Origin of the sequence: Nesterenkonia lutea, from assembly GCF_014873955.1 — a bacterium.
Classification (GTDB): Bacteria; Actinomycetota; Actinomycetes; order Actinomycetales; family Micrococcaceae; genus Nesterenkonia; species Nesterenkonia lutea.
Genome location: NZ_JADBED010000001.1, coordinates 72,739 through 88,379 on the forward strand (window position 1 = coordinate 72,739; position 15,641 = coordinate 88,379).

Here is a 15,641-nt window from a genome sequence, read left to right on the forward strand (position 1 = left end):
CGCGCCGCGCATTGATGAACACTCTCGCCCAGGCGGTGCCGCTGCTGAGCGCCGCCGACAACCGCTTCGCAGAGATCGTCTTCGACGGGTCTCTGCTGATCTCCGCTCCGGTGGCGCTGCTCGCCGGACTCGTGTCCTTCCTCTCCCCCTGCGTGCTGCCTCTGGTTCCGGGGTACCTCGGCTATGTGACCGGACTCTCAGGTGTGGAGCTGCATGATCGTCGCAGGTCGCGGATGGTGCTGGGCGCCTCGCTCTTCGTGCTCGGCTTCTCGGTGGTGTTCGTTCTCATCGGCGTGGTGTTCTCCCAGGCCATGGTCTGGCTCCGGGTCGAGGGGGGCTGGCTGACTCAGGTGTTGGGCGCCGTCGTCGTCATCATGGGGCTGGTCTTCATGGGGGCCTTCAGCTTCCTCCAGCGCGAGCGCAAGCTCGAGCGGCGCCCCCCGGACGGACTGCTGGGCGCGCCGCTGCTGGGGGCCACCTTCGGCATCGGCTGGGCACCGTGCATCGGTCCCACGCTCGCGGCGGTGCTCGCCCTGGCCACTCCGATGGGCGGGGACCCGGCCCGCGGAGTGTTCCTCATGTTCATCTACTGCCTGGGCCTCGGGATCCCGTTCATCCTGATCAGCCTGGGCCTCAAGCGCGGGATGACGGCCCTTCGCTTCTTCACCCGACACAAGGTCGCAGTGATGCGCTTCGGCGGCGCCGTCCTGATCGTGGTCGGACTGCTGATGCTCTCGGGCATCTGGAACACCTGGGTCTATGCTCTGCAGGACTGGTTCGCCAATGACGTGAGGCTGCCCATCTGATGGCCGAGAAGCGCGAGAACACCTATATGCCCGCCGGGCACCGTGACGGACCCGAGACTGAGACCCCGGCCGGTGCAGGCGAATCCCGAACAGAGGTGACCCCGCCGGTGCTGGGCGTCCGAGGGATGCTGCGCTGGGCCTGGACCCAGCTGACCTCCATGCGCACGGCGCTGATGCTGCTGCTGATGCTCGCCGTGGCCGCTGTGCCCGGATCGATCTTCCCGCAGCGGGTCCAGGACTCCTTCGCGGTCGAGACCTGGATCGAAGACAACCCCGGCGTAGGCGAGGTCCTGGACTTTCTCCAGTTCTTCGACGTCTATTCCTCGGTCTGGTTCTCCGCGATCTACCTGCTGCTGTTCATCTCTCTGATCGGCTGCATCCTGCCCCGGGCGAAGAAGCACTGGCAGCAGATCACCTCCGCGCCTCCGCGCACGCCGCGTCGACTCGAGCGGCTGCCGGAGTTCGGGGCACTCGAGCTGCAGTCCGCCGCCGCCGGGGATCCGCAGGACGGACCCCAGGAGCAGCAGGCGCTCCAGGAGGCGGCAGAAATCCTCAAGTCGCGCCGCTACCGGGTGCAGATCCGCGAGACCTCGGTGGGTGCCGAGAAGGGCTACCTCAAGGAGACCGGCAACCTGATCTTCCACGTGGCGCTGGTCGGCGTGCTGATCTGCGTCGCGCTGGGTTCGATGTTCAGCTATCGCGGACAGAAGATCCTGATGGAGGACGAAGGGTTCGTCAACGCGCTGGTGGCCTATGACAACTTCTATCCGGGCGCGTACTTCAGCGAAGATGACATGCAGCCGTTCTCGGTCCAGCTCGATGACTTCGAGCGCGTCTTCGACCGGGAGTCGACCACCCACTTCGGTCAGCCGCTGGACTTCACCGCAGACGTCACCACGCGGCTCGGCGCCGACGGCGAGCCGCAGTCGGAGGAGCTCAAGGTCAACCAGCCGCTGACCCTCGACGGCGCCCGGGTCTTCCTGGTGGGCAACGGCTATGCCCCGGAGGTCACTGTGCGTGACGGTCAGGGCGACGTCGCCTTCTCCGGCCCGGTGGTCACCCGCCCGGATGACGATGTCTACACCTCCATGGCAGTCATCAAGGCCCCGGATGCGCAGCCCCAACAGCTCGGCTTCGTCGGCCTCCTGCTGCCCACCGCCCAGGACGCCGGCGACGGGCTGGCAGTCTCCGTGGATCCCGAACTGGGCAACCCCGAGCTGCAGCTGAACTCCTACTACGGCGACCTGGGCCTGGACGACGGCGATCCGCAGAACGTCTACGTCCTGGACACCGAGGGGCTGGAGGTGCTGAACTCCCGCGAGGAGGAGGCCGGCGGCATCGTGCTCTCCCCGGGGGAGACCTACGAGCTTCCCGAGGGAATGGGGTCGATCAGCTTCGACGGCGTCCAGGACTACGTCGCCATCGACATCCACTACAACCCGGCGCAGCAGGGAGTGCTGATCTTCGCCCTGACAGCGCTGAGCGGTCTGGTGCTCTCGCTGTTCCTGCGTCGTCGGCGCGCGTGGGTCACTGTGGAGACGACCCCGGCAGGTCGCACGCTGGTGCGCTATGGCCTGCTCTCCCGTGGTGAGGACTTCAGGCTGCGGGATGAGAACATTGCTCTGCGTGGCCAGTTCGAGAAGAAGTGGCCCGTGCGGGCCCCAGAGGAGGAATCCTGATGCAGTCCATCAATATGGAACTGGCGCAGTACAGCGAGCTGTTCATGCTGATCGCCGGCTTCGTCTACACCGGTGCGTTCATGCTCTTCGCCGTGGACATGATCCGCAGCTCGGCGACCATCCGCCGGGTGGAGGCCGAGCTGGCCGCCGAGAGCGCCGCGGAACGCCGACTCGTGAGCTCCGGCGCCCCTGCGGCAGACGCCGCGCCCGCAGGCCCGGGGCCGGATAGCCCCGAGACCATGGACGCGCCCGCCGATGAGCTGGTGGACGAGGAGATGGCCTACCTGGGCACTCGTCGCCCGTTTGCGAACGTGGCCGTGGCGCTGACCGTGCTGGCCGTCGCCGCACATGCCTTCGCGGTCGCAGCTCGCGGCATCGCCACGAACCGGGTGCCGTGGGCGAACATGTTCGAGTTCCTGACCACAGGCGCCCTGGTGGTCGCCGCGGTCTACCTGCTGGTGCTCACCCGCAAGGACATCCGATTCCTCGGGACCTTTGCCCTCGGACTGGTGGTCACCATGATGATGGGCGCCACCGTCGGGTTCCCCACCCCGGTGGCCCACGTCCAGCCCGCCCTGCAGAGCCCCTGGATCGCGATCCACGTCTCGCTGGCGGTGCTGGCGATGTCATTGTTCACGCTGACCTTCGCGATGAACGTGCTGCAGCTCATCCAGCACCGGCGCGAGCTGGCGCAGGCCTCCGGTGACACGACGAGGAGCGGGGGATGGCAGTTCCTGCGACTGGTGCCCTCGGCGACCTCGCTGGAGAACTGGGCCTACCGGATGAACGCCGTGGGCTTCGTCTTCTGGACCCTCGGCCCGCTGATCACCGGCTCGATCTGGGCCGAAGAGGCCTGGGGTCGGTATTGGGGCTGGGATGTGAAAGAGGTCTGGACCTTCGTGATCTGGGTCGTCTACGCGGGATACCTCCATGCCCGCGCCACCCGCGGCTGGACCGGCAACCGGGCGGCCTGGCTCTCGATCATCGGCTTCGCCTGCATCATGTTCAACTATGGCGTGGTCAACGTCTACTTCCCGGGCCTGCACTCCTACGCAGGACTGCCCGAGTAGCGCAGGACTGGCCGAACGGCGATCCTCCCGGGTCAGCGGCCGGCGTCGTCCCGGTGCTCACCTGATCCAGGCCGGGAGTCCCCCGACTCCCGGCGCAGCTGCTCCTGGGTCTGGTTGAAGTCCTCGGCCAGGGCATCCTCTGCCGCATTGTCATCCTGCTCTGCGCCGCCGAGCCTGCGTTCACCGCCGAAGCGCCGCGCGAGCTGCTCTCCGGCGGCGAGACGGAGCCGGTTGAAGAACAGATAACCCAGTGCCCAGGACACGATCAGCCCCACGATCAGGGCGAAGAGCACCGTGTAGGTGCCCAGGTCCAGCAGCAGGCAGGCGGCGAAGACGATGAAGAAGGCGCCCAGGCGCAGCAAGGAATATTTCAGCACGGACATGGACCCAGTGTAGGTCTGCGCGCTGGTGAATCCGAGCTCAGTCATCAACTACCCTGGAGGGATGATGAGGATCATTATCGGGCTGGGAATCGTGGGCCTCGGGCTGCTGATCTACAGCCTGATCGAATGCCTGCAGACGCCCCGCCACCGGATCCGGGTGCTGCCGAAGATCGCCTGGATCGCGGTGATCGTGCTGCTGCCGATCATCGGTGCCGGACTGTGGCTCGGCTTCGGCCGCGTGCGCGCCCCCAAGAAGGGAAGCCAGGCCCCGCGGCGCCCGAGCTCCCCCGATGATGACCCGGACTTCCTGCGCCAGGTGGAGATCCAGCGCCGTCATCGCCAGCGCGAAGAGGAGAAGCTCCAGCGTGAGGCCGAGAAGCGCCGCCAGGAGCATCACCAGCAGGAGCTGAAGGCCCGCAACGCCCCGGCCCCGCGCCCACAGGGTGAGAATGCCCAGACTCAGTCCCGCGAGGAGCAGGAGAAGCAGCTCGGCGAGGCCGCCGATGCGGCCGTCTCGGGAGAGTCTTCCTCCAACGGCACAGGCTCCTTCCGCCAGACCGGCGAGGAGCCCCCGGGCCGCGATGACGCGCCCCAGGAGCCTGAGACCTCCGAGGACGACGGCGAGCCCGGCTCCCCCCGCTCCAGCTGAGCGTGAGGACCAGCGCAGCATGAAGGCTAGCTGAGCATGAGGGCTAGCTGAGCATGAGGGCGGCAGCGTAGGTCACGGCGAAGGCCATGCCGATCAGGCTGGTCAGCTGCAGCACCCGGATCAGCGCCGGGCCCTTCTTCTCGGGTGAACCCATGATCCGCGCCGGTCCCAGTGCGAGCGGCCACGCCAGCAGCACGAGCAGGAACCACCAGCTCTGCGGCAGCAGGACGAGCGGGAGGGTCAGGGCGATGCCGACCATGGCGATATAGCTCGCTCGTGCCCGAGGCTCTCCCAGCCGGACGGCGAGCGTCATCTTCCCGACCTCGGCGTCGGTCGGGATGTCCCGGACGTTGTTCGCCATCAGCAGCGCCGAGGCGATAAGCCCCGAGCTGACGGCACCCAGGACAGCTGCCAGGCTGAGCTGTGCGGCGATCGCCCACGTTGTGCCCAGCGTGGCCACGAGTCCGAAGAAGATGAAGACCATGATCTCGCCCAGTCCACGGTAGCCGTACGGACGGGATCCGCCGGTGTACCACCAGGCGGCCAGCACGCAGACCGCCCCCACGCCGAGCATCCACCACATGCCCGTCAGGATCACGATGATCAGGCCCGCCAGCGAGGCGAGCCCGAAGCTCAGGAACGCGGCATCCTTGACCTGCTGCGGCTTCGCGGCTCCCGAACCGGTCAGCCGCATCGGACCGACTCGGACGTCATCGGTGCCGCGGATGCCGTCCGAGTAGTCATTGGCGTAGTTCACGCCCACCTGCAGCGACAGCGCCACGAGCAGCGCCATGGCGGTGATGATCAGGTCGAAGCTGCCCAGCGCATACGCCGCGGCCGCGCCGATGATCACCGGGGCCACGGCCAGCGGCAGCGTGCGCGGACGGGACCCCGCGATCCATTCCTTCAGTGTTGCCACGTCGTGTCCTCTCGTTCTTCTCGTCCTGGTCCCTCGGCGAGCAGGTGCAGCAGCTGCTGACGGTCAGGTTTGCCGCTGGACAGCAGCGGAAGCTCAGTCAGCAGAAGCAGCCGCCTGGGGGCGGCGGGAGGACCGAGAGCGCCCCGGACCAGGTCCTTCAGCTCGCGCTCCAGCTGGGGCTGTTCGATCGTCCCCGCCGCTGCGCCGGCCGGGGCGAGCAGCAGCGCGGCACCCACCATCTGTCCCCACTCGAGATCAGGGACCGGGCCCACGACGGCATCACGGACAAGCGGATGGGTCAGCAGGGCGGCGCGGACACGGGCCGCAGACACCTTGACCCCACCGGTGTTGATCACATCATCGACGCGGCCCGAGATGACCAGCTGCTGCCCCTGGGCATCGGTGCGGATCTCGCCCAGGTCATCGGTGAGGAAGCTGCGCATGCCGGTCTCAGCGTCCTGGCTGAAATGCGCCGCGGTCAGCTCGTCATCGCCCACGTAGCCGGAGGCGACCACCGGACCGGTGATCCGCACACGTCCGGAGCCTTCCGTGCTGAGACGCACACCGGGCAGCGGGCACCCTTCGTAGACGCATCCGCCGCATGTCTCGCTCATACCATAGGTCCGCACCACGGTGAGCCCCTGTCCGCGGGCGCTCTCGAGCAGCGCCGGCGAGCCGGGTCCGCCTCCGAGAAGGATGACGTCGAAGCGGGAGAGCACCGCCGCCAAGGACGGATGCTCCGGCACGTGGTCCAGCAGCCGCTGCAGCTGCGTGGGGACCAGAGAGACGTATCGGCGTTGGCCGGTGAGCCGCTGCGCGGCTTCGGTGAATCTTTCTGGGTCTGTCGTGTCCTGGAGCAGGGGAATGGGCACCGATCCGGCGGCCAGACTGCGGCTGAGCACCGCGAGTCCGGCGACGTAGCTGGGCTGGAGGGTCAGCAGCCATTGCCCGTGCCCCCCGAGCGCCTGCGCGGTGGCACGCAGCGAGGATTCCAGGGCGGCCGCGCTCAGCCGGGTCTGCTTGGGGGTGCCGGTGGACCCCGAGGTGCGCACAATCGCGGCGGCCTGATCTGGGGGGACATCGCCGCGGATGCTCCAGAGCGGGGACGCGTCACCCGCGGCGGGGTGGAATTCGATCGGAGAGCGGTCGTCGTCGAGGGACCGGTGCAGCGCGTCCAGCGCCGCATGTACCCAGGAGTCTCCCTGGGGAATTCCTGCTGACACCTCAGTGGCCGCCGTCGTCCTTCTCGTCATTGCCGTCTCTGTCGAGCTTCTCCAGCTCCTCCAGCCTGGCCTCGAGCATGTCCAGGCGCCAGCGGTCCTCGGCCGACATGTTCTCCTCGGACTTGGACGGGACCCTCGGTTCCTCCAGCTCGGCGGTGCCGGAGCGCTTCTCGAGCTTCTTCAGCCGCTTGCGCAGCTCCTCGAGCTCTTCCTCTGCATGGGAGCCTCCCGGAAGTGGACGTCCAGTGGCCATGCTGACGATCTGGGTGAGACCGAACACGACGATGGCGATGATGGCGATCCATGCGAACCAGGGGAGCATAGGCCCAGGTTAGCAACTGAGCGCCTCAGCGGTGCAGGGACCTGCTCAACAGCGGAGGCGTTTCCACGGAGTTAACAGGTTCTGCAGATTGAATCGCCACTTTGTCGTCCTAGCGTCGGGAGTGTCTTCATCCGAATGCTCAGGCTCCTGATAGCCGGGGGTCGCGAAAGGAGAGTGACTGAACATGGTCAATGACAACATCGACATCGACACACTCGAGAACGCAGACGTCTACGACGTCGACGGCGCCAAGGTCGGCTCAGTCGGGCAGGTCTACGTCAACGATCGGACACAGGAGCCGGAGTTCGTGACCGTGAACATCGGCCTGTTCGGGACCAGAGAGACCTTCGTCCCCTTCCACGCGACGCAGTATTCTCCGGACGGACTCCGGGTGCCGTTCACCAAGGGCTACATCAAGGACGCTCCCAACATCGACGTCGACGGACACCTCAGTACAGAGGAGGAACGGCGTCTCCTGGAGTACTACAGCGTTGACCACGGTGCAGGTGCCGGAACCCGTGGCACCCGCACCGAGTCCGATGCGGGGGAGACCCCTGGCACCCGCGCAGGCGCCGGTGCGGGGGAGACCGAACGCATGGTCGCCCACGAGGAGCGGCTCAACGTCGGCACCGAGCAGCGGGAGAAGGGCGAAGTGCACCTGCGCAAGCGGGTCCGCACCGAACATCAGAACGTTGAAGTGCCCGTTCAGCGCGAGGAGCTCGTGGTCGAACGGGAAGAGGTCGATCAGAACAATCCCGGCGCGGCCTCTGCCGGCACGATCAATGACGTCGGCGAGGACGAGGAGACTGTGACACTGCGGGAGGAGCGCCCGGTGGTCGAGAAGGAGACCGTGGCCACCGAGAAGGTCAATGTGGGCAAGCGAACTGTGCAGGACACGGAGACCGTCTCCGGCGACGTCCGCAAGGAGGAGATCGACGTCGAAGGTGACGGTCCGTCCGGCGCGAATCGCTGACCGATGTCGATGACAGATGTCGCTGACAGACGGCGCTCACTGTTGCGTCATCCCTGCTGAGGGGTCGGATCCGCGAGAGCAGACCCGGCCCCTCAGTCGTGCCGGATCCTGGCCGAGGACATCACCGACAGCGGGTTCAACCGGCTGCTCACCGATGAGGACCCTGACGCGAAGATCGTGGTTTCGATGAGCTGATCTCGCAGGCGATCACGCCGTTGCGCTCAGTCGGAGGGACGGGACTCTCGGGCCTGTACGGTGTGGGTCAGCGTCATCAGCAGCACCCCGCCGACGAGGTTGCCGGCGGTCGCCAGCGCGATGTTGGTCCCCACGTCGCCGTAGTCGATCGCGCCGCCGAGCCAGATCCCGAACAGCAGGTGCACCGCGGAGACGACCACGTGGTCGAATGGGCCCAGCGCGAGGAAGAAGCCCACCATGTAGGCCAAGGTGATTCGGCTGCCGGCGGTGTCGACAGCGCGCAACAGGTACGAGAGCAGGGTCAGCAACGTCCCCGCCGCCAAGGCCCGAGCGAAGGTCGCCCATCCGCTCTTGGCCGTGATGTCCTCGGCCACGCCGGCCAGGGCATCGTGCGCCCCGGAGGGCAGAGCTCCGTCGATGGTGAAGATGGAGGCCATGACCGCTCCGCCGACCAGGTTCAGCAGCAGGACGATCAGCCACAGTCGCCCCAATCTCCACCACACCGACGATTCCCGCCGTTCAATGGCAGTGGCGACCGGGTCGAAGAAGTTCTCGGAGAACAGCTCCGACCGTCCGATCACGAGGAAGACCAGCCCCGTGCCGAAGGCCAGCGCTCCAGCGAGCTTGCCCGGCCCGGCGCCGAATACCGGCGCGATCAGCTCCTCGGCCATGGCCAGCGCCACGATGCCGAAGACTATGGTGACGCCAGCGATGAATCCGGTCGACACCTGTTCGAGCGGGCGCATGAACAACCGGCGTTCGCCCTCGCTCTCGGCGCGCTTGTAGATCTCCGCGGGCGTCGGTGCTGTCATGGACCACGTCTATCGCACTGGATTCCGATCTACAAGACCAGCAGCGCTTCAGCCCGGGGCCACAGAGCAACCGCCAGGGTGGCGGCTGACTCACGTGGACCAGCTCGTCCTGGCCGGTCCTGAAGCCGGTTCAGACGAGGTCCCGGGGGATGCTTCGTTCCCAGTTCTGTGAGTACACCCGAGGGCTTCCCTGCTGCTCGTCGAGCTCGTAGGCGTCGAGCTGGGCGTTGATGAGGAAATCCTCCCGAGTGGAGGTCAGAACTGTGCGGGTCACGACCTCCACGCGCCAGTCATCCCCGTTCTCCAGCCTGCGCACTGTCCGGGTCTCTCCGCGCACAGAGTTCACGTCGTTCCAGCGGAAGCTGTACCACTCCCGGGTGTCGCGGTGGATCACGGTGCCGGTGTCTTCGATCCTGAATGATCCCTGATCATTGACGATCTCCAGAGTGGAGACGTCGGTCGCGAGGTCTCTGGTGACCTGCCAAGACTGTGTTCCGGGGGAGAGCGTAGTGATCTCTTCATCAGGAGTTGCTTCTGGTGGGCCGAGGGGCCGGAGAGACCCGTCCTCGGTACGAGGTTCACGCACCGGCAGGTAGAGTGCGCTGCCACCTGTTCTCAGCGTCACTGTTGCGGCTTCTGGTGCGGGCCAGATGAGCGGCCAGTATGAGGTGGAGATGGAGATGCGCAGTCGATGCCCGGCGGGAAAGGACTGGCCGATGCCGTTGAGCTGAACCTCGACCGGGTAGGTCTCTCCGGGTTCCAGCGGTGTTGGGTGCTCGCTGTCCTCCCGGTGGGTCAGGTTCAGCACCCCGTAGGTCACGCGGGTGGCCTCGCCATTGACGGCGACGTCGGAGAGGCGCACTGCGAGCTGGGCCACGGGGCGGTCAGCGGACACCTCCAGAGCCACGCGGGGGAGACCGAGGATCTCCAGCGGCTCCTCCAGTGGGCTGGTCTCGAAGACCAGCGCCCCGCCGTCCTCCTCACGCTGATCGTAGGGCAGGTCCGGGACCGCCGAGTAGGAGGCCCACTTCCCCGCGAACATTCCAACGCTCAGCGGAGATTGGATGCTCAGGTCTTTGTCGGTCGATTCCCCAGAGTCCGCTGCGGACTCTGCCGCAGACTGATCGGGCTCCGCAGTCGGCACCAGGTGATGGGCGGTGAATCGGTACTCGCGGTCTTCGACCCCTGGAGCGGGCCAGTCCGATTCAGCGACCCAGCGCCCCGGGCGTTCTGCGTAGGAGGCGCTGGGCGGGATGCTGTCCTGCATCCACGCCCGCAGCATCGGTTCCTCCTCGATGCCGGTGTCGACCCCTTTGAGCCAGTGATCCCACCAGCGCACCATCTCCTGGAGAAATCCGATGGCTGGTCCGGGCACGCCGAGGTGAGGGTACCGGTGGCCCCACGGACCGATCAGGCCCTTGCGCGGGACGTCCAGGTTCTCCAGCAGGCGGAATATCGCATTGGTGTAACCGTCCGCCCAACCACCCACCGCCATCACCGGGCACATCACCTGCGTGTAGTCCTCGCAGACAGAAGCTGGTTTCCAGTAGTCGTCACGGCGCTGATGCTGCAGCCAGTTGTCCAACCAGAGCCCGCTGCCTTCGAGCCGTTCGTGCCACATCTCGCGCCAGCGGTCTCCCACGACTGCGGGATCGGGGGGCATGCTGTTGAAGGCGAACATGACCGTGGCTTCGGAGAGGTTGTCACCGAGCAGCGCGCCCCCCATGTAGTGCATATTGTCCACGTACAGGTCATCGGTCGCGGAGGCGCTGATCACGGCCTTCAGGGCGGGAGGCCCGAAGGCCGCCATCTGGAGGCTGTTGAAGCCGCCCCAGGAGATGCCCATCATTCCTACATTGCCGTCGCACCAGGGCTGATCGGCGAGCCAGTCGATCACATCGGCAGCGTCCTCATGTTCCTGGGGCCTGTATTCGTCCACCATCACGCCGTCGGAGTCGCCGCTGCCGCGGAGGTCCACGCGGATGCAGGCGTAGCCATGCCCTGCGACGTAGGGGTGCAGGTTGGCGTCTCGGCCGCGAGTGGCGTCGCGCTTCCGGTAGGGGATGTACTCCAAGACCGCTGGCACCGGGTTTTCCGCGGCGTCCTGCGGCATCCACATCCGCGCGGCGACGCGGTGGCCGTCTCGCAGCGGGATGAACACGTTCTCCATAGTCTCCACGGCGCGGGGCAGCTCTTGCATGACGCTCCTCACTCACCTTCCACAGGGTCGAACTCGAAGGTCAGGATCTCCAGTGCCCGCCGGTACTTGTCCGCGAGCTCGTCACGATCCTCAGCTCCCAGGTAGAGATCACCGATCTTGTATCGGTAGCTGTCCTGGTGGGGAAGCTTCGAGAGGCGGTCTCCGGGTTTCACATCGATGCTCACCAGTGTTCCTGGGATCGCGTGCTCCACTTCGGCGATCTCCTGGGCATCTGGAACCCGACGGACGATGCCGTCGGTGTCGTGGGTGATGTGCCACTGCGTAGCCACGGTGAACGGGCCTTGGCCCGAGGGCATGTGTGGCGTTTCGCCGAGGGCGACGTCGATGGCGACTTCGTGGTTGGAGGTCCCGTCAACCTTGAGGAACAGGTCGGTGTGGGACTGCGAGATCCTGGTGTTGACTTCGATCAGCCGCAGCCGATCCGTCTTCTCGTCCCACATGTACTCGACGTTGAAGGCTCCGTCGTCAAAGCCGATGTGGTGCAGGAACCGCTCGGCCGCCTCGGTCATCCGCTGCTGAACTTCTGGCGGGACCGTCGAGGCGGGGTAGTCCAATCGCTCCAGGCTGCGGCCGGTGGGGTCCTTCAACATGTCGACGACTCCGTGGACGCTGAACTGACCGCGGGCCACGACGCCTTCGGGTGCTGCCTGGATGCCGGTGATGATCTCCTCGGCGAGACAGGTGTTCCCGCCAGCTTCACGGAGTTCCTCCGGCACCTCGACCTTGTCGAGCACCTGGTTGAAAGCATCCCCGATGTCGGTGATCTCGTTCCGGATCTCTCTGACCGCGTTGTGGAAGTCCTCCTCATTGCGCACCTCGAAGCCGAGGTTCGAGGAGTGGGCCTTCACGGGTTTGACCCAGAAGGGGAAGTCCAGTTCGATGCTGCGCAGCGCCTCATCATCGAAGGGGTCAAAGGCGGCGAAGCCGGGGACCACCTCCGGGACTGCCTCCTGCTGCATCAACCGGCTCCAATATTTGTGCTCGCACTTGAGCATGCTGGTCAGTGAGGGAGCGGGTATGTCCCGTTCTCTAGCGAGGATCGGTGCGAGCATGGAGCTGGGGAAGTCCCAGTGACACACGATGGCGTCCACCGAGCCTTCGAAATCGTCGAGTTCAGCGCGGGCGCGGTCCAGCAGCTCGTCGAAATCGTGCCTCGTGTTCTGGATCAATGTCTCGTAGTCAAGCAGGGGATGGAACGTGAACTGTTCCGCGCCCCTCATGTTCTCGAGTTCCTCACGGTGTGGATCGGTCAGGGCAAGTACAAACACATTGCGGGTTCCAGGGTGTGTCTCTGTCATGACGCCACGCTAACAATGGGGCCTCGAGCGCTGACTCAACAAAACCTGGGCACAACCTGCACAAGATTTCCGGTCCTGGGGAACCTGGTCTGCCGCTTACAGGGGGGTGCCTCTATGGTTTTCGTCAAGCGGCCAGAGAATGCTCTGATGCGGTTGGTGCGGCGGGGTCTTGGTAGAGGGTCCCGTCTCGCAGCATCGCGTAGAGGGTGTCCAGCCGGCGCCGGGCCAGCGCGATGATGGCCTGCTTGTGCCGCTTTCCCTCGGCGATCTTCCGGTCGTAGTACGCCCTCGAGGGCGGGTGCTGCAGGGCTGCGAACGCTGGGTTATACAGGCTCGATTTCAGTCGCTTGTTGCCGCCGCGGTTGGCGAACTCTCCACGGATGGAAGTCCCGGAACGCCTGGTCGTGGGCGCAATGCCGGCGTAAGAGGCCAGGTGGCCTGCGGTTTTGAAGTCTTTGCCCACCACTTCGGTGAGGATTCTGGCTGCGGTCCTGACTCCGATTCCGGGCATCGAAGTCAGGACCGGTGAAGAGGGTGGGCCTCCACGAGAGCCTCGACCTGGGCCAGAACTCCGGCCCGCTGCCGGGTGAGGTCTTGGAGCTGTTGGGCGAGGATCGGCACGATCGTCGCTGCCGCTTCGGTGCCGGCGACCACCACGGTCTGGGCATCCAGAGCAGAGAAGATATCCTCGGTGACTCGCTCGGCCAATCGTGGGTTGTGCTTCTTGATCCGGTTGCGCACATGCCCCCGACCGGCGGTCTTCAATCGTTGCGGGGTCGGCCAGGTGACCAGGGCGTCGAGGACCCCGATCTGGTGCAGATGCGGGCCTACTGCTCGTTCCAGGGCTGGGTGGATCTGGGTGAGCAGTCCACGCAGCCGGTTCCTGGTCGCGGTCATCTGGCCCAGCAGGTCATCATCGAAACCGGCCAGCACGGCGAGTTCGGCGACCTGTTCATCAGAGACTGCGATCGAGCGCAATGCCGCGGGCATCGTGCGGGCGGTCTCGGCGATGATGAACGCGTCCCGGGCATCAGTCTTGGCTGATCCGGCGTGCAGATCTGCCATCCGGCGCATCGTGAGCCCGGGCAGATAGGCGACCTCGATCGCGTCGGTGGCCTGGGCGACTGCCACGGGCAGGGCCCCGATGGTGGCTGGTTGATCCACCACGACCAGCGCTGGGCCATGATCACTGGTCAGGGCGGTGAAGAGTTCCCTGAGTCGGGTCTCGTCGTTGGGCAGGGGCTTGTCGTAGACCTTCTCCCCGGTGTGGGTGAGGGCGGTGGCGTGGTGTTCTGACTTGCCCACGTCGAGTCCGATGAATAGCGCGAAGTCCTGATGTTCCCAGGCCACGAGCTTCTCCCGTCATGTCTTCGAAGCTGGTCACCGCTGCGGGCAGGGCGCCTGCGGCAGTCAGTCATCCAGTCCGAACCCAGAACCGTCCTGGGCCGTCGGTGGGCGGGTCATGCTCGGCATCCACGTTAGAAAACCAGCCCTCCACGGCCTCTCGGCGCTGGGGCGTCGTGCCTCTATCAGCGATCCATGCTCCGCCGCGACCAGTCCCTGGGTGACAACACCCCCCGGATCATGGGGTGACTGGGGGCAAACGATCATGCCCAGAGACCGGACCGGTCAACACCACTTATCCTGCCGGAGAAACGGTGTCCTTAGAAGCTAACGGGGTTGCATACGACCGAGAAGGCCTCCTACCGTGAGTTGTGGAGGCCATGCCTCCAGCGACTCTCATATGAAATCCGCATGTTAGGAGATTGTCATGGCTGATCAGAACAACGCAGGACAGTTCGGCAACCGCAATGACACCGAACAGCAGGCAAGCAAGGGTGGTCAGGAGAGCACCGGAAGCTTCGATGAGAAGAACTCTGCGGACCCCAGCAAGGAAGGCCAGAAGGGCGCCCAGGCCCAGTCCACTGAGGACAAGGCCAAGGGCGGCCGCAACAGCTAGAACTTGAGCGCACCCGCCGTCCCGGGTCCTGGCTCAAGGACCCGCACGGAAAGTCTGGCGAAGAGAGTACGTCTCTCTTCGCCAGACTTGGTTAAGAGCGAGGGCTGTGCCGGCTCGGTGTTCCCGGTCAGGCACGGCGAAGAGTCAGTTTCCCGCCGAGGGGTCCTGCCGGCGATTCAATCTCTGGGGTCCGTCCCGACGCGTTCCAACAGCCGCAAGATCGCCTCGATCACCGGGACCGGCGTATCGGCGGGAACGAAGTGGTGCGCGTCGACCCACGTCAGATGCGCCGAGGGAATCGCGTCCAGGAGCCTTTCGCCGTACTTCGGCTTCATTTCGGAGTCCTGACGTCCCCACACCACCTCGACGGGCATCGACAAGCGCGGCAGAAACGGGGTGATGGCCTGGGTCAGGCCCGGGTTCAGGGCGCGCAGGTGACGGGTCAGAAGTGCGGATGCCCCAGGTCGGCCCCAGGGAGCGGTGAACCACGGCGCGTAGAGAGCAGCTCGATCCTTGTGCACGAAGAGGCTGCGCAGCACCCGGTCCAGACCGGCGGTGAGCAGCGGTGCAGGCATGGCCCCGACCAGCGGCCACAGGGCCTTCATCACGGCAAATACTGGAACCGGCCATCCGTCGAAGGTCACGCCGTCCACGATGCCGATCCCGCGTATGCGGTCCCCGCTCGTGGTGGCCAACAGCTGCGCGACGCCGCCGCCGAGGTCGTGCCCCACCACGACAGCCTCATCGATGCCGAGCACGTCGAGCAGGCCGAGCACATATGACGCTTGTGCGGCTATGTCCACGCGCCGCCCCTGGGGTGGGTCGGACCAGCCGTAGCCGAGCATGTCGACCGCCATGATCTGGGCCCGATCGTGCAGTCCGAGCACGACGTCGTGCCAGAGCAGATGGTTGGTGGGTATGCCGTGCACCAACACCACGACAGGGCCCCGTTCCCCGGCGCGCCACACATTCAGCCTCCGCCCAGCGACCTCGATGCGTTCGGTCGTCCCCACCGGCACTGGTGGTGCCGCTGCTGAATTCTTCTGATCTCCGCGCATGACAGGTGCCCTCTCGCCCCGGTCTCAGTCAGTCCTGGCTCGGTTCGCGAGATGTGAGCAGACTGCCTCGTGG

The 15,641-nt window shown here is 65.9% G+C and carries 14 protein-coding genes and 1 pseudogene; 6 read left to right on the forward strand and 9 right to left on the reverse strand.

Going from position 1 to position 15,641, the window contains the following annotated elements; all coding sequences use genetic code 11:
* Positions 1-14 precede the first annotated feature (14 nt).
* From H4W27_RS00365 to ccsB, 3 genes are read left to right on the forward strand one after another with little or no spacing between them, the layout of a single operon-like run.
* Positions 15-806: a cytochrome c biogenesis CcdA family protein gene (locus H4W27_RS00365; RefSeq protein WP_192594174.1), complete on the forward strand. Its 792-nt coding sequence runs from the start codon at positions 15-17 to the stop codon at positions 804-806.
* A gap of 26 nt (positions 807-832) precedes the next feature.
* The gene (gene resB, locus H4W27_RS00370) at positions 833-2,485 is read left to right on the forward strand and encodes a cytochrome c biogenesis protein ResB (protein ID WP_192596339.1); all 1,653 of its coding nucleotides are present in this window, start codon (positions 833-835) and stop codon (positions 2,483-2,485) included.
* Complete coding sequence (gene ccsB / locus H4W27_RS00375; RefSeq protein ID WP_192594175.1) at positions 2,485-3,555, forward strand: c-type cytochrome biogenesis protein CcsB; 1,071 nt, start codon at positions 2,485-2,487, stop codon at positions 3,553-3,555. The genes resB and ccsB overlap by 1 nt, the downstream gene beginning before the upstream one ends.
* A 32-nt stretch (positions 3,556-3,587) precedes the next feature.
* Here the strand turns inward: ccsB and H4W27_RS00380 are convergent, their stop codons facing one another.
* Positions 3,588-3,938 carry a DUF4229 domain-containing protein gene (locus H4W27_RS00380; protein ID WP_192594176.1) on the reverse strand — a complete coding sequence of 117 codons (351 nt, stop codon included), beginning with the start codon at positions 3,936-3,938 and terminating at the stop codon, positions 3,588-3,590.
* A gap of 61 nt (positions 3,939-3,999) precedes the next feature.
* Here H4W27_RS00380 and H4W27_RS00385 point away from each other — a divergent pair, with 61 nt between their 5' ends.
* Positions 4,000-4,587, forward strand: coding sequence for a PLD nuclease N-terminal domain-containing protein (locus tag H4W27_RS00385; protein WP_192594177.1), 588 nt, complete (start codon positions 4,000-4,002; stop codon positions 4,585-4,587).
* Positions 4,588-4,630: 43 nt separating this feature from the next.
* Here H4W27_RS00385 and H4W27_RS00390 read toward each other — a convergent pair whose 3' ends face one another.
* Genes H4W27_RS00390 through H4W27_RS00400 form a run of 3 tightly spaced genes read right to left on the reverse strand, consistent with a single transcriptional unit; the run spans position 4,631 to position 7,051 of the window.
* Positions 4,631-5,506 carry a 1,4-dihydroxy-2-naphthoate polyprenyltransferase gene (locus H4W27_RS00390; protein WP_192594178.1) on the reverse strand — a complete coding sequence of 292 codons (876 nt, stop codon included), beginning with the start codon at positions 5,504-5,506 and terminating at the stop codon, positions 4,631-4,633.
* The gene (locus H4W27_RS00395) at positions 5,494-6,729 is read right to left on the reverse strand and encodes an AMP-binding protein (RefSeq protein ID WP_192594179.1); all 1,236 of its coding nucleotides are present in this window, start codon (positions 6,727-6,729) and stop codon (positions 5,494-5,496) included. Before H4W27_RS00395 ends, H4W27_RS00390 begins: the two co-directional genes overlap by 13 nt.
* 1 nt (position 6,730) lies before the next feature.
* Positions 6,731-7,051, reverse strand: coding sequence for a hypothetical protein (locus tag H4W27_RS00400; protein ID WP_192594180.1), 321 nt, complete (start codon positions 7,049-7,051; stop codon positions 6,731-6,733).
* Positions 7,052-7,235: 184 nt separating this feature from the next.
* Here H4W27_RS00400 and H4W27_RS00405 point away from each other — a divergent pair, with 184 nt between their 5' ends.
* The gene (locus H4W27_RS00405) at positions 7,236-8,024 is read left to right on the forward strand and encodes a DUF2382 domain-containing protein (RefSeq protein ID WP_192594181.1); all 789 of its coding nucleotides are present in this window, start codon (positions 7,236-7,238) and stop codon (positions 8,022-8,024) included.
* A 221-nt stretch (positions 8,025-8,245) separates the two neighbouring features.
* Here H4W27_RS00405 and H4W27_RS00410 read toward each other — a convergent pair whose 3' ends face one another.
* From H4W27_RS00410 to H4W27_RS00425, 4 genes and pseudogenes are all read right to left on the reverse strand, one after another.
* The gene (locus H4W27_RS00410; protein WP_192594182.1) at positions 8,246-9,031 is read right to left on the reverse strand and encodes a formate/nitrite transporter family protein; all 786 of its coding nucleotides are present in this window, start codon (positions 9,029-9,031) and stop codon (positions 8,246-8,248) included.
* Between the two features lie 130 nt (positions 9,032-9,161).
* Positions 9,162-11,231: a CocE/NonD family hydrolase gene (locus tag H4W27_RS00415; RefSeq protein ID WP_192594183.1), complete on the reverse strand. Its 2,070-nt coding sequence runs from the start codon at positions 11,229-11,231 to the stop codon at positions 9,162-9,164.
* Between the two features lie 8 nt (positions 11,232-11,239).
* Entirely contained in the window at positions 11,240-12,550 is a 1,311-nt protein-coding gene (locus H4W27_RS00420; RefSeq protein WP_192594184.1) for an ATP-grasp domain-containing protein, read from the reverse strand.
* Positions 12,551-12,674: 124 nt separating this feature from the next.
* Positions 12,675-13,900: pseudogene (locus H4W27_RS00425) on the reverse strand (IS110 family transposase).
* 421 nt (positions 13,901-14,321) lie between these two features.
* Between H4W27_RS00425 and H4W27_RS00430 the strand changes: the two are divergent.
* Positions 14,322-14,510: a hypothetical protein gene (locus tag H4W27_RS00430; protein ID WP_192594185.1), complete on the forward strand. Its 189-nt coding sequence runs from the start codon at positions 14,322-14,324 to the stop codon at positions 14,508-14,510.
* A gap of 176 nt (positions 14,511-14,686) precedes the next feature.
* Here H4W27_RS00430 and H4W27_RS00435 read toward each other — a convergent pair whose 3' ends face one another.
* Positions 14,687-15,523 carry an alpha/beta fold hydrolase gene (locus H4W27_RS00435; RefSeq protein ID WP_192594186.1) on the reverse strand — a complete coding sequence of 279 codons (837 nt, stop codon included), beginning with the start codon at positions 15,521-15,523 and terminating at the stop codon, positions 14,687-14,689.
* Between the last annotated feature and the right edge of the window lie 118 nt (positions 15,524-15,641).